At 55.3% G+C, this 14,076-nt stretch carries 13 protein-coding genes; 6 read left to right on the top strand and 7 right to left on the bottom strand.

From position 1 onward, the window contains the following. Nucleotides 1-288: 288 nt before the first annotated feature. Together HY29_RS01280 and HY29_RS01275 are read right to left on the bottom strand one after the other, a co-directional pair. Nucleotides 289-693 (bottom strand): hypothetical protein, encoded by a 405-nt coding sequence (locus HY29_RS01280; RefSeq protein ID WP_034790196.1) that lies wholly within the window; start codon nt 691-693, stop codon nt 289-291. Between the two features lie 29 nt (nt 694-722). Beyond that, entirely contained in the window at nt 723-1,121 is a 399-nt protein-coding gene (locus HY29_RS01275) for a hypothetical protein (RefSeq protein ID WP_034790648.1), read from the bottom strand. A 189-nt stretch (nt 1,122-1,310) separates the two neighbouring features. Between HY29_RS01275 and HY29_RS01270 the strand changes: the two genes are divergently transcribed. After that, the gene (locus HY29_RS01270) at nt 1,311-2,132 is read left to right on the top strand and encodes an AraC family transcriptional regulator (protein ID WP_034790194.1); all 822 of its coding nucleotides are present in this window, start codon (nt 1,311-1,313) and stop codon (nt 2,130-2,132) included. Nucleotides 2,133-2,269: 137 nt separating this feature from the next. Here the strand turns inward: HY29_RS01270 and HY29_RS01265 are convergent, their stop codons facing one another. The 4 genes from HY29_RS01265 to HY29_RS18170 are packed head-to-tail and all read right to left on the bottom strand — an operon-like array spanning nt 2,270 to nt 6,263. After that, nucleotides 2,270-4,462, bottom strand: a complete 2,193-nt coding sequence (locus tag HY29_RS01265) for a S46 family peptidase (RefSeq protein WP_034790192.1) — start codon at nt 4,460-4,462, stop codon at nt 2,270-2,272. Between the two features lie 36 nt (nt 4,463-4,498). After that, nucleotides 4,499-5,200: a DUF3299 domain-containing protein gene (locus HY29_RS18175; protein ID WP_051601001.1), complete on the bottom strand. Its 702-nt coding sequence runs from the start codon at nt 5,198-5,200 to the stop codon at nt 4,499-4,501. A gap of 23 nt (nt 5,201-5,223) precedes the next feature. Continuing rightward, the gene (locus tag HY29_RS01255) at nt 5,224-5,799 is read right to left on the bottom strand and encodes a ZrgA family zinc uptake protein (RefSeq protein WP_081811169.1); all 576 of its coding nucleotides are present in this window, start codon (nt 5,797-5,799) and stop codon (nt 5,224-5,226) included. Nucleotides 5,800-5,810: 11 nt separating this feature from the next. Further along, entirely contained in the window at nt 5,811-6,263 is a 453-nt protein-coding gene (locus HY29_RS18170; RefSeq protein ID WP_051601000.1) for a Fur family transcriptional regulator, read from the bottom strand. A gap of 148 nt (nt 6,264-6,411) precedes the next feature. Between HY29_RS18170 and HY29_RS01245 the strand changes: the two genes are divergently transcribed. From HY29_RS01245 to HY29_RS18165, 3 genes are read left to right on the top strand one after another with little or no spacing between them, the layout of a single operon-like run. Beyond that, nucleotides 6,412-6,807, top strand: coding sequence for a MerC domain-containing protein (locus HY29_RS01245; protein ID WP_034790190.1), 396 nt, complete (start codon nt 6,412-6,414; stop codon nt 6,805-6,807). Nucleotides 6,808-6,851: 44 nt separating this feature from the next. Continuing rightward, on the top strand, nt 6,852-8,057 hold the full coding sequence (zigA, locus tag HY29_RS01240) for a zinc metallochaperone GTPase ZigA (protein ID WP_081811168.1): 1,206 nt from the start codon (nt 6,852-6,854) through the stop codon (nt 8,055-8,057). After that, complete coding sequence (locus HY29_RS18165) at nt 8,057-8,728, top strand: DUF1826 domain-containing protein (protein ID WP_051600999.1); 672 nt, start codon at nt 8,057-8,059, stop codon at nt 8,726-8,728. The genes zigA and HY29_RS18165 overlap by 1 nt, the downstream gene beginning before the upstream one ends. Before the next feature lie 25 nt (nt 8,729-8,753). Here the strand turns inward: HY29_RS18165 and HY29_RS18160 are convergent, their stop codons facing one another. Continuing rightward, nucleotides 8,754-9,581, bottom strand: a complete 828-nt coding sequence (locus HY29_RS18160) for a helix-turn-helix domain-containing protein (RefSeq protein WP_051600998.1) — start codon at nt 9,579-9,581, stop codon at nt 8,754-8,756. A gap of 206 nt (nt 9,582-9,787) precedes the next feature. Between HY29_RS18160 and HY29_RS01225 the strand changes: the two genes are divergently transcribed. After that, nucleotides 9,788-11,923: a TonB-dependent receptor gene (locus tag HY29_RS01225; RefSeq protein ID WP_162176656.1), complete on the top strand. Its 2,136-nt coding sequence runs from the start codon at nt 9,788-9,790 to the stop codon at nt 11,921-11,923. Nucleotides 11,924-12,424: 501 nt separating this feature from the next. Further along, a complete protein-coding gene (locus HY29_RS01220) occupies nt 12,425-14,050 on the top strand; it encodes an FMN-binding glutamate synthase family protein (RefSeq protein ID WP_034790187.1) in 1,626 nt (541 codons plus the stop codon). Nucleotides 14,051-14,076: the final 26 nt, after the last annotated feature.

Raw genomic sequence — 14,076 nt, 5'->3', positions numbered from 1 at the left:
GGAACTGGGGACGTATAACTTGAAGGGATATGTGCAATACCAGTTCTGTAAACCCAGCTTTTGCCTTCCTCCTCATAGAGACATAGTTACTATTGTCGTTGAGATAGAATAGGAGTGCTTTGCTAAAGGTTCCAGGTTTGAGGCGGCCAGTTCTGGCATTTAGCCTCGCGGAGCCTTTAGAAGTTTTTTTCGGTTCTTTATTCAGTATACTGCGTCTCTGATCATCGATGTAATGATAAGCGCGGGCTAGGTTCAAAGTCTGAGAGCCGTTCGTCCGCTCAGTCTTTATTAGGCTGTTGAAGCCCCAGCGTGCTCCGACAGTAGTTTGTCGGCGATCTCCATGGCTTCCTCGCGAGACGAAGCGAGCTTCATCGGAAAGCCCCAGAGCTTGCCAAAGGCCAAGCCGAAAGGCTTGAATGCCATACGCTTGGCTGAGTTCGGCTCAACCACAATCATGGCCCGTACGAGTGTCCGCAGTTCGGTCTTGTGTTTCTTCAACCATAGAGCAGTACGCTTCTTTTCTTCATGGCTGTGCTCGTGATCTTCGGCCGGCGCGTTATCTGTCAGGATAACGAACGGTTCGCCGCGTTCAAAGCTTGCCTCCAGCGCTTTGAAGTCTTCGTCATGGTCGTGATCGGGCGCTTCCTCATAGCTCATCCAGACGTATGGGAAATTCTTCGTGTCTAAAGGCATCTTTCGCTTCCTTGCAGGGATGAATGTTCTCAGTTCGAGCGGATGTGGCGCCAGGACATCACCAGCGCGACCATTCCCGGAAGCGTAACGGCCAACAGTTCCAGGCCGACGAGATGGCCGCCATCGCGCAAGCCATCCGATACGCCGGCGAGCGTGCTCATGGTGAAAAGGAGGCCGCCGAGGACGAGCATAGCCCAGTCAGTCGCGCGCGTTCGGGCAAGCGCCAGCAAAGGCGGGACGACCCAGGCGCCGTAAAAAATAGACACGCCCCACAATGCGGCTGGGCCGAACGTCATGGCCTCCATCGTCCCGCCGCTACTGACGTATCCGTTCAGAAAAGAGAAGCACTGAATTGTGACGAAGATTGCGGCACCGACCGCCGGGACGAGCCATGCGACTGCAAGCTTAATTGGGTTGTTGTCGATCACGTCAAACCTCCTATCCGAATGTACCGCCAAGGGCAGGTGAGTGCTGCCCCTCTTGAGGAGGAACGCAGGCACGATTGCCGCGTGTCCCTTCTGCCTGAAAGAAGTAAGTCAGCAGGAGGGTGGCGTCATTGCGCAATCTTGCCATTATATGTTTTAATCCAGCCAAATTGGAAAACACCGAGGCCCCTGATGCATCTAGACGTCCGTAGCGAATGGCTTTCCCATGTCGATGAGGTTCCACGCGCGCTTGTTGCTGCCAACGCCGTCGCAAATCTTGAGGCCCTGGAGCAGTCGCCGCGGCACCACCATCAGAAAGCGCAACTTCTTTTCACGGTCCGTGGGGTCATTAATTGCGAGGTTGAAGACGCTGTCTGGATTGTGCCGCCGCAATGCGCCGTGTGGATTCCTGGCGGGCTGCCCCATACCGTTTTCGGCTCGGGAGAAGTGGAGTGCATCTCCCTCTTTATCGAACCTCCTGAGGCTTTGGATCTGCCGAAAGAATGCTGCACGATCACGGTGTCGAGCTTTTTGCGTCATTTGCTGATGCGAACGAACGCGTTGCCAGAGCTCTATGACATCGACGGTCCGGACGGTCGAATTGTGTCCGTTATCTTCGACGAGTTGGCTGCAGCGCCGGTGGAAGACCTCCGCCTCCCGATCCCCAGCGATCCGCGCCTGAAGAAGCTGACCGACCTATTGATCGCGGCGCCTGCGGATCACGCGACCGTCGCCGAGTGGGCCTCCCGCATTGCGCTTAGCGAGCGCAGCCTGAGCCGTCTGCTGGCAGAAGAGGTGGGCATGAGTTTCGGCCGCTGGCGCCGACAGTTGCATGTTATCCTCGCCTTGCGATGTCTGAGTGCTGGCCAGACGGTCCAGGCCGTCGCGATGGATCTCGGCTATGAAAGCGCCAGCAGTTTCGTGACCATGTTTCGAAAGATGGTGGGCAAGCCGCCAAGCCGGTATCTGCTCGAACGGCTTAGGCCCGCCTCTCACCATCATGGCGATCTATAGAAACTGCTGGCTTTCACCCACAATCACCTCATAGCGAATGCTCGAGCGCAACATTCTGTTTGTTCACGACCAAAAGTTCTTGGTGATCCCGAGCCTGACGTGCTGTACCTGACAGCATCCCGCAGTCTGGGGGCTTCCTATTTGTCCACGATCTCCATCTCGTCCAGGAGCCGCTGGGCACCGTCGACTTTCTCCATAACCCAAAGCATGTAGCGTGTGTCGACGTGGATTGTGCGCGTTGTGCGTGGATCAAAGTCCCAGTCGGAGTTCACGCTTTCAATTGTGCCATCGAACAGCAGCCCGACAAGCTCGCCTTTGCTGTTGAGAGTAGGTGAACCGGAGTTCCCGCCGGTCGAGTCAAGGTCGGAGAGAAAGTTCACAGGTACTGAGCCGAGTGTGTCCAGTTCATAGGGGCCATAGTCAGCAGTCTCGATCAGGTCGAGTTCGCGCTGGGGCGCATTGAACGGATCTTCGCCAGTATCCTTTTCAAGAATGCCTTTGAGGGAAGTGAAGGGCGTATAGACAAGTCCGTCCTTGGGCGAACCGCCCTTAACGTTGCCATAGGTTACTCGCAGGGTTGAGTTCGCGTCGGGATAGGCTGCGAAGCCCTTGCTCGCTTGCCAGTCAATGATGGCCTGCATGTAAGTCGGCCGCAGTTCCGCCATCCGGCCAGCCCGGTCCTTCTCTTCCTTTTCGAGCGCCATGTCGTTCTGGTACAGTGCGACAGCGAGCGCGATGAATGGATCATCGCTTTGCTCGAAGAAAGCTGGATCCTTGTCCATGAGAGATAGGCGGTACTCGGTATCGCCAAGCTCGGTTTTCTCATAATAGGTATCGAGCAGGGCTGAGACGGTCGCGGCGTCCCATATTTCGGGCAGGCCTAGCGCCTCGTCGAAGACAGGCACGCGCACGCTTTCAGTGGAGGTCATGTAGTCCTTGATGAACATCATCCATTCCGCCTTGTCGACTACAGGGTCGTAGCGGCGCTCAAGTGCTTCCAGGGATTGACGGAAGAAGTTCATGTCGCGGGCCTGGAAGCCGCTTTCACGTTCGGAATCTGGCTTCTGGCGTTCCTTTGAAAGGCGGTAAAGATTCCGCGCGGCTGAGAGGAGCTGCGCACGTTTTGCATTCTGGTATCCCCATAGGTCCCGCGCGGCGCTCGCTGATTCAGACGTCAGCGCATCTAGCGCTTCCAGTGTTTCAGCATAGTTTTCCGCGTTACCTGCCGAGGCGATCCAGGTATCCAGTGCAGCTTCGCGCTCAGCCCGGCGTCCGACGAGGTCCACCCGGCGTGCGCCTTCGATCTGGCCGCCCAGATTTTTCATGTAGTTATTAAGGCCAGCGAGCCTTGATTCATATTTGATGCGCGCATCCGAGTCTGCCGGTGCGGTATTCTCGATTGTATGGATCCAGTCCTTCAGGAGCGCCTCGAATTTTGGATACTGCCAGTCGAAGGTCTGCTCGACTTCAACGAGACGGGCATAGCGCTGTGTGGAGCCAGGATATCCGGCCGCCATGACGAAATCACCATCATCGAGACCGCCCGCTGAAACCTTGAGATAATGTTCCGGCTCGAAGGGGACGTTCTCCTCGGCATAGTCTGCAGGCAGACCGTCCGGGCCGACATAGGCGCGATAGAAGGAGAAGTCGCCGGTATGGCGAGGCCACATCCAGTTGTCGATGTCGCCACCATATTTGCCGATATTGTCGCCCGGGCCGTAGACCAAACGAACATCGCGGATCTCCAGGCGATCGATCAGCTTGTACTGCAGGCCCCCATAGAAGGAGGCGACCTGGCAGCGGTGCCCGGCTTCGGTCTCACACTCGCTGATCAGGCTTTTTTCCGCTGCGTCGATCGCGGCAAACACGTCCTCTCCTGACATGTCTTCGGTGATGCCGCCGCGCACTTTATTGGAGACATCTTCAACCCTGACCGTCACATAGACGCGCGTGCCGGGGGCCGCCGGGCGTTCATCTTTGAGGTTTGCTGCGAGGAAGCCATTCTCCAGAAAATTCTCTTCTGCAGTGGAATTATACTGGATCGAGCCGCGCGCACAGTGATGGTTAGTGACCACCAGGCCTTCCGGCGACACGAAGCTTGCGGTGCAGCCGCCAAGAGAGATAACCGCACCCATCGGGAAGCCGGTCAGATCTGTCAGCGAAGTCGGGTCGAGTTCAAGGCCTGTTTTTTTCAAGTCCTGCGCAATGGCCGGCAGTTGATCCGGCGTCCACATTCCTTCCTTGGCGTTTGCAATCTGGCTGCCTGCCATAGTGGTGATTGCCAGGATTGACGCGGTGGTCTTGCTGAGAAGGCGTAGGGAAAGGGGCATGTGGACTCCATGAATGGAATTGTGACGTATGAAATTTTACCGAGTGTATGGTTCGAGATGTTCAAGCGCTAGCGTATAAGCTGCATTTCCAACTTCGTTCCGGTTCGCTTCTGTCGAAAGCGTTCCTTCCAGCCAGTAGGGTGACCAGATATCCCCGAGCCGGATGGGTGTTGCGGCGTTTACGAAGATGACCTGATTTGGGGGCGGGGGCGGGGTATGAATGCAGGCGCCCATATATGGCACGAACAGAAATTCTGTCTGCCGCCTGTTTTTCTCAAAATCGAAGGGCACGACATAGCCAGGAATACGGACGACCTGGCCATTGAGACCCTCAACGACGTCAAATGTTCCGAGCTGTGGCATGTAATCGAGTGTTGAACCTTCATCGATCTGATCGAAAGGCTTGGCGTCTGCCAATGTTGTGGCATTGGCCCTGTAGCGCTGCTCCAGCATGGCGTAGAATTCTTCCTGCTGGTGAACGAGCGCTTCTTCGGCCCCATCAGGCAATAAATCCTCCCATTTGAGCGGAATGGGGTCGCCAGGTTTGACGCCCCAATAGGCCGATTTTTGGTCTGATACTTGGCTGTCAACGGAAGCCTCGCCTGTTGTTTCAGACGCTGCTTTGAAGTCTGCCGTTTTGGCATTTTCAGGGAGGGGCGGGGGTGTCCGGTCTATACTGGTGTCTGATCCTGAGTGTTGCTCACAGGCTGTGGTCAGGCCCAGAGCCAGCAGGGTCATTACTAGTTTGCCCGTAAGCGTCATTAAAACAGATCATCCAGTGTCAGGATTGCGTTTGAAGGCGTCAGTTTGACGGCCGCTTGGCGGCCATTGCGCATGAGAACGGTGTTGATTGTATACAAGTTCTCGAAATGGTCGAACAATCCGACGTGAACGGACTTTAATTTGGATGCATGCGAACAGGTAAACTCATAGTCAGCTTCAAGATCCTTGTGGTCATGGTCGCCATCATCGTGATCTGTCTCATCTTCATGTTCGGCCTCGTGATGAGCTTTCTCATCGGAAAGGTTGTTATGCTCGGATGATTGCACACAGCCTGCTGTTTCATTCACTTCGAAGAGTTGCGATCCGTCGGCGAGTGTGGAGAGTGCAGACTGCAGTGTTACTCTTTGTGCATCTGTTTCAGGCGCGTGCTCGAAACCTGTAATATTATACATCGGGCTCATGAGAGAGACCGAAACAGCGTCATTCTCTATGACGATCGCCATTTCTGCCTCTCCATGAACATGGGGGGCATGCGATTGCGCATTCGCAACGGGGATAGACAGTAGGCTGAGGGCCGTGGCGCTTATTGCTATCCGGCCAAGTCGAAGGGTCATGTGGTGTCTCCTTAGGTCTGATGATTCTGACAAAATCCGGTGATTTCGATTGTGGGGTCGAGATTTCCGTATCCATGGGCCTCCGCCGAAGCGAGTAGGCGCGTAGGGTCAAGGTCGAGCGGGATTTGTTCGGTTGTTCCGCATTCCCTGCAGACGACGAAAGCAACCGGTAAATCACTGGGCCCGGAAGTGAGGGCCACATATTTCGCTGTTGACCTGATCTTGTGGATCAGGCCGAGTTCTTGAAGGCAGTTTAAGGCACGATAAGCCGTCACAGGCGCCACCGCCCCTACGCCATCAAGTGTTTTGACAATGTCATAGGCGCCCAAGGGAGCATCAGCATCCAACAGCACGCTGTAAACATGTCGGCGAATCTGGGTCAGGGTGACACCGGCGCGTAGGGCTGTCCTTTCAGCTATAAGCAATAGGGCCTGCTTTCGCCTATCACCTTGAAATCCGGACATGATTGATAAGACCTCTTGCAAAGCACTTTAAGTTCTGTAGCATGATGTTATATCATAACGCAACTTGAGGTCTTGTAATGTCCACACCCATGCTGCCCGCTGCAGCTGATTTCCACTTGTCTGCAGCCCAAACAGATTGGCGCACCTGATGGCGAGTCGCGCTTCGCGGGCTGCCACCATCGACGCTTCGGCCATCACGCTCTCTGGCTTTTGCGGCGTTCATTGCCTGGCTCGGCCATTAATTGCGGCTTTTCTCCCCATCGCCGGTACATGGGCAGAGGCGGAATGGGTGCACAAGGTTATTGTGGTCCTGGCACTGCCTCTGTCGGGCTTTGCAATCCTGCGTGGTTTGTCTTCGCAGGGATGGCTTGGCTTTACCAGTCTCGCCGTAGCGGGGCTCGTCTTGCTGATAGCCGCAGCCTTCGTCGAAGCACTACATGAGGTCGAGATGCCTTTGACCGTCCTAGGGGCCTTGATGCTCGCCTCAGCGCATATCTGGCGCTGGTCACGTCATGCAAATTGCCCATCAGACCAGTGTGTTTGAAGCGGCGCCTACTACATCCACAAAAAAACATGTCAGGAATTTCCATGTCACCGAACCTACCGGTCACCGTCCTTTCCGGCTTTCTCGGCGCAGGTAAGACTACCCTATTGAACCATGTGCTAGCCAATCGCGAAGGCCGCCGCGTGGCAGTCATTGTGAATGATATGAGTGAGGTCAACATCGACGCCTCATTGGTACGTGACGGCGGCGCGAACCTGTCCCGTACAGACGAAGCCTTGGTCGAAATGAGCAATGGCTGCATCTGTTGCACATTGCGGGACGACCTGTTGAAGGAAGTTACCGCGCTCGCGCGGGAAGGCCGGTTTGATTATCTGCTGATCGAATCGACCGGGATATCGGAACCGCTGCCAGTTGCCGCGACCTTCGATTTTCGGGACGAACAGGGCTTCTCTCTGGGAGACGTTGCCAAGATTGATACAATGGTGACGGTGGTGGATGCCGCGCACCTGCTGAAAGACTATAGCAGTTCAGACTTTCTGGCTGATCGTGGGGAAAGCCTCGGCGAAGGTGATGACCGCCCGCTGGTTCAGCTGCTGGTCGATCAGATTGAGTTCGCAGACGTGATCATTCTGAACAAGACGGACGTTGTCGCGGCGGATGACCTGGAAACCGTACGGAAGCTCGTGCGATCCCTGAACCCCGATGCAGATATTGTGGAATCCGCGTTCGGCGAGGTCCCGCTCAGCAAAGTCATGGGAACCGGCCGATTTGATTTTGAGAAGGCGCACAATCATCCGCTCTGGGCAAAGGAACTCTATGGGTTCGAAGAGCATGTTCCGGAAACGGATGAATACGGAATTGAAAGCTTCGTTTATCGAGCCCGCAGACCTTTCGATCCGGAGAAGCTACATATTTTCTTCAATGAAACATGGCCGAATGTTGTGCGTGCAAAGGGCTTCTTCTGGTTGGCGACCCGGCCGGACTGGCTAGGCGAGGTCAGCCAAGCGGGGGCGCTTGTCAGGCATAGCGGTGTCGGCACATGGTGGGCGGCTGTGCCACGTGAGCGCTGGCCGGACGCCGACAATCTCGAGACCTATCTCAACTCTGTTTGGGATGATGAGTTCGGCGACCGTCGCCAAGAGATCGTCTTTATCGGTATCGGCATGGATCAGGAGGCAATTTCCCGGAGGCTGGATAGTTGCCTCACCAATCCGCGGCGAGACTCTACCGGCGGGATTGTCGCTTCCAAATCCAGCACAGATCCGTTTCCGCTATGGAGCCGAGGCTGATGCGTGCAATTATGGCCGAACGATCAGTGGCTGAGGGCGTCGTTCCAGATCCAACCGCCGCGCGCCTCTGCTCAGGCCTTGCCGAATTAGTGGCAGAGGCTGGCCGTGAAAAGGCCGAACTTGCGTTGTGGAACCGCACACTCTCTCAGCATAGCGCCGATGCCTTCGCCAATCTCGATCTTTGTGTTTTCGAAGATATACGTTTGCAAGGCGCAGGCGTCGAAGTGCTTGTTACGCTTGAGAGTAAGCTCAATTCTCTGAACTGGTCACGACTTGTCGTTGAGCAGGTGCTCGAAGATGTTCGGGCGATAATCGACGCCAGCGCCTTCTGGTCGCCACATTATGCGCTCCGCCTCGAAAGCGTCGATGACGATGCCTGCCGAAAGTTTCACAAGGATCGGACAGATATTCGTCTGATCACCACCTATCGGGGCGCAGGCACACAATGGGTCGATATCGCCAGTTCTGAAAGCGAGCCTCTGATACAGGATCTTGCGACCTTCGATATCGGTGCTTTTCTTGGCAGGCGGGACGGCAGGGCTCAGCGTGTATTTCACCGTTCGCCGCCCATACAGTCGTCTGATCTGTCCCGGCTCGTTCTGGTTCTCGATATCGAACGGCCTGGCTGGGTTTCCCACTCTCTGAAAGGCGCCGTCCAAAGAATCACGTAGTCTGAGTAGACACCAAGCTGAGGTGTTAATTTGATGAACGTCGCCATGCGCTTGGGAGTTGCCCACTAGAGCGTTTGAAGGCCGCCGCGAACTTGCTCGCGTTTTCATAACCGACTTCGAGCGCCGTCTCCGTCACCGTGCTACCCGCAGCCAGGAGTTCTTTTGCTCGCTCCATTCTCCGTCTGGTCAGATATATGAAAGGCGCAAGTCCGGTGGAAGCGGTAAAGCGTTTCGCAAACCAGGCTTCAGACATGCCCACTTCATATGCCATTTCGCGCACTGAGAGATTTGCGGCAAGATTGGCATCCATGAACTCCTGAATACGAGCCAGCTGATTTATCCCCAGTGGACTGACGGCTTTTTTACTGGAGTTGGTCCGGCCGAAGGTGAGTTGCCGCATAATTGCCTGAGCTGATTGCTCAAAGAAAGCATTTGATCGCGCATGATATTCGGCACCCAAGATCATCGACCGTAGCTGATGAGCGGCAACAGTATCCGAAACGACGTGATTTGCCCGGGTTTCAACTGCTGCAGATTCAGCCTCGAGTCCGAGCGCTACCAGATCAATCGCGAGCCCGATCATGGTGGACGCCTCTGATCTACCAATGGCGGCATCATTGGCCAGTTGGACAGCGATGCTGTTTCGTCGCCAGGCGGCATCGATTTGCCCGGCACTTGATCTTCGGAACAGATGGCTTGTCCGCCCGATGTTGAGCGCCAGTTTGGTGTAGTGCGAGGCGGCGATCTCGCCTTCAAAGGCAAGAAAGCGCGACCGGATCAGCACAACAGATCCAGATTCGTTTGAAACATATTGCAAGGGCGTCAGGGCGTATTTGTCCAGGTCTTCGCGCATTCTATGCCCCTAGATCTTCGAAGAGCTGCCTTAAAAATTCCCAACGACAGGAACGGAGTGGCGCACCCAAAGCGAGTTACAATATAACTATTCTTATTGAGAATTCGAACCGTTTACAACACCACCTCCCGAGATTTCAGATTATGACCAATCGCCTCCTCTGCAGCGCAATCGCTGCAATGCTTCCTTGTTTTTGCGCATCCGCCTTGGCCCAGTCAGCTGAAACCGAAACAGGCGAAGCCGAAGCAGAGCGACGGGAGGACACAATCGTCGTGACCGGCTCTAAGCGCGACACGGCGCTTATCGATTCCGACCTGTCCGTAACCGTTCTTGATATAAGAGCAATCGAAGAGGCTCGCCTGAGGGATTTCCGCAGGATCGACGATCTTGCACCAAATGTGCAGTTCAATGAGTCCGGGCAGCGCGGCAGCATCTACATCTCGGTCCGCGGCGTTGAGTCCAACCCGTTCATCATCAACCGGGCAGCCGTTTACATTGATGGGATACCTTTCCGGGAACTCAGCAATTCTGTTCTCAATCAGGTCCAGTCGATTGAGGTGCTGCGTGGACCTCAGGCCACCCTCTATGGTGCGAATTCGGAATCCGGCCTGATCATCGTTACGACCAAGCAGCCTTCAGAGGATTTTAGTGCGGAATTTCGACTGACCGGAACTAACTTCGAATCCGGGTCAGGCATTGAGGCCGATGGTTTTGTATCCGGGCCACTGATCCGCGATACACTCGCAGGCTCTCTGGCGTTTAATCTCGCAGAGGAAGATGCCTTTGTGAAGAATGTGGGAAGCTCGACCGGTGAAACCGGGCAAATAAACGAAACCTTCGTTCAGGGGCGCCTCCGCTGGACACCGACAAATCAGCTTACAGTGAATGCCACGGCCTACCTGCTGGACATGGATGCCCCCGGCCTTTTCGATCAGCAATACGTCCCTCTGAACCTCTCACTCTACAACACGCTCTATGCTGATTACTTCAATAGTGGGCGTCGCGCAGAGAAGTGGACTTCTTTTGAGGATGCGCCCAAATATACGACAGAGAAGGAGTGGGTCGCGGGGCTCAGCGCCACTCAGGAACTAGGCTACGGACAACTCGATTTCGCCGCGTCTTACCGCAAACTTGAAGAGAACGCCAAAGGCCTGGACTTCGACCTCACGGCGACGCCTGTGGTTTCAGGGCAGGAAAAAGAGCAGGAAGCGTTCACGAATATCGAAGTCCGCTTCAGCTCACCAGAGAGCGACTTTTTCGATTATATTCTCGGTGCGTCCTATTATGAGGATTACGAAGAGAACACCAAAGCCAGCTTTATCGGGGCCGGCAATCTGGATTCCTATATTGCAGCGCCAGCCCAGCGGAAAGAAAGCGAGGACTATAGTGTTTTCGGGTCTGCCAACTGGTACATGACACCCAAGCTGCGTGTCAGTGGCGGGCTAAGATACGACAATGCCACGCGCAGCACCATGCAGAAGGAAGGCCAACTCGATCTCGGTGCGGGCTCAATCGTGTACTATGTCGATGCTGATCTCTCAAAGACCTACGAAGCGCTTCTTCCGCGCGTATCCGCACACTACAAGTTTTCAGATGGTCTCTCTATCCACGCGACGGCTTCAAAGGGCTATATCCCGGGCGGCTTCAATCTGGTGGCTGTTCAGGAAGGTTTCGAGGACGAGGACGTTATTTCATATGACAGTGAGACCCTGTGGAGTCGGGAAATCGGCTTCAAATGGCAGTCTGAAGACCACAGCATACGGGCGTCTGGCGCTATCTTCTACATCACCTCCGAGAATTGGCAGGAAGTTCAGATTGCCACGGATGATACTGGTCGGCCTGTCAGCTCTGATTTTATCGGGTCGGATGCTTCAATCCGCAGTCAAGGTGCTGAGTTCGAGACCCACTGGCAGATCAACGAGGCCTTCTCAGCTGATGCGCATGTCGGATACGTGGATGCTGAATATCGCGATCTCCAACTTGATGGAGTGACGAATGTAAAAGGTCAGCCCATCCAGTTCGTGCCGGAATATGATGGTGGCATCGCCTTGCGCTATGAGTGGTCAAACGGTGTCTTCCTGCGTGGCGAAGTTGGCCTGACCGGAGAGACCTCGCTTCGGTCGCGCGGGGATGTGGTACAGGCCGCTGTCCAGACATTTGGGCTCCAGGCGGGATATGAATCAGACCGTTGGGCTATCCGCCTGTTCGGTGAGAACCTGACCGATGAGCGTAGAGGTAGCGGCCTCGCGATCGAAAACTTGGCGTTTGGCTCAGATGGACTCTTTTACGCGCCGCTGGACGCCCCGCGGATCGTCGGCATTGAACTCGAAGCAAGATACTGATGCTAGAAGCCTTTAGTGGTCGATATACAGATTTCGCGTTGGCCCATCGCGCCGCTCAATAGCGCCATTTCTCCTCTTGGGCCTTCCTTGAGATCATCATAACAAGTCGATCTCTTCATGCAGATCCCAGGTGAAACGCAAGCAGGTCTCGGGCGACAGTTTCATCGAAAGGCACGGCAATATTCCGCTGCCGGATATCTCGCGAGAGGTGGCAACGCGCTATCGCAACGGCTGGTAGTCATGCATGCTTCTCAACAAGGATACTTCCAAGCCGTTCAGGCAGTCTGGTTGTCAGGATTATTTTCGCGTTCACTCTGCGCGGATCTGCTCAGCGGTTTCAGGCTTGATTGTGAGCGATACCGGAGCCCTTATGTGTATAGCGGGCCGGCCTCAGAAGATTGTGCCGGTGGTGATGCACCAGATCAGCACGCACTTGGCGTATGTACTTAGCTCATGCGATCCGTAATAGTCGGCATGGATATTGCCAAAAGGATACGCTCAATGGTGTTTCAGAGTTTGTTTGCCGACAAAGGCCTCGCAAGAAATCTCGGCTTTTGGGGCCCATTGGCTCTCACATTGCTGATCTGCGCTCTGGGGGTATGGGTCGCCGAGGGGTTTTTCTGGGCTTTGATAGCCGTTGTTCCACTGCTGTTGATCGCCATCTGGGACATGGTCCAGACCCGGCATTCTCTTCGCCGGAATTATCCCCTTACCGCCCGTTTTCGTTGGCTCTTCGAGGATCTTCGTCCCTTTCTGCGCAGCTACATCGTCGAGGGGCCGCTGGAAGGCCGACCTTACGACCGGGTCTCACGAACACTCATCTACGCGCGCGCGAAAAAACAAGAGGATGCGCACCCCTTTGGCACCGAACTGGATGTTTACTCGGAAGAGTATGAAGCGCTCTGTCACTCCATCAATCCAAATCCCAGTGCGCCGAAGCGGACGCGTGTGAAAGTCGGAACAGAGCAATGCAGCAAACCCTATGATGCCGCACGCCTCAACATCAGCGCAATGAGTTTCGGCGCGCTCGGCAACCATGCCATCGAGGCGCTGAACATGGGCGCCAAGATCGGCGACTTTTATCACGATACCGGTGAGGGCGGTCTGTCTCCCTATCATCTCAAGCATGGCGGAGACATTGTTTGGGAACTGGGGTCTGGCTATTTCGGTGCGCGCGACAAGGACGGTAATTTCGACGCCGAGAGTTTTCGCGACAAAGCGCAGCACGATCAGGTCAAGATGACCGAAATCAAACTGAGCCAAGGAGCAAAGCCAGGGCATGGCGGGCTACTGCCTGCTGCTAAGGTCACTGAGGAGATTGCAAACACGCGCCAAGTGCCGGCCCACCAGGACTGTCTGTCACCGCCGGGCCATTCGGCCTTTTCAACGCCGCGCCAGATGCTCGAATTCGCAGCGAAAATGCGCGAGCTGTCCGGGGGCAAACCGGTTGGCATCAAGCTCTGTGTAGGCATGCCGCATGAAGTCTTCGCCATCTGCAAAGCGATGGTTGATAGCGGTATCTATCTCGACTTCATCGTTGTTGATGGCGGCGGGGGAGGTACGGGCGCGGCACCTCTGGAACTGTCTGACCATGTGGGGCTGCCGCTGCGCATTGGTCTCTACTATGTGAACAACGCGCTCATCGGCACCGGCCTGAAAGACAAGGTTCGGTTGGCAGCTTCGGAAAAAGTATTTTCCGGCTCCTCCATCGCGATGAATGCCGCACTCGGCGCCAACTGGTGCAATGCAGCCCGCGCCTTCATGTTCTCGCTTGGCTGCGTGCAATCGCTACAATGCCATACCGGAAACTGTCCTACCGGCGTGGCAACGAGTTCGCCTGCGCGACAACGTGGTCTGGTCATTCCTGAAAAGGCTCAGCGTGTGGCCAATTTCCAGTCAAAGACGCTTGATAGCCTTCACGACATCGTGGTCGCGTGCGGACTGGAAACGCCAGACGATTTCACGCCGCGCCACTTACGACAATGGAAGAACAATTCGGAGATGATTCCGTGGTCTCAAATTGTTGATGAGGTAGAGGCAGGCAAGCTTCTGAGTGATCCCGACGATACGTCTTTCGCGGAATACTGGCGCATGGCGGATCCCGACTCATTCAAACCAGTGATGTGACCTCGCCCCGTCTCATTCAGAAAACC

This window comes from Hyphomonas beringensis, from assembly GCF_000682755.1.
Lineage (GTDB): Bacteria > Pseudomonadota > Alphaproteobacteria > Caulobacterales > Hyphomonadaceae > Hyphomonas > Hyphomonas beringensis.
The sequence above is the reverse complement of the archived record's forward strand: the minus strand, read 5'-3'. Positions and strand labels throughout refer to the sequence as shown.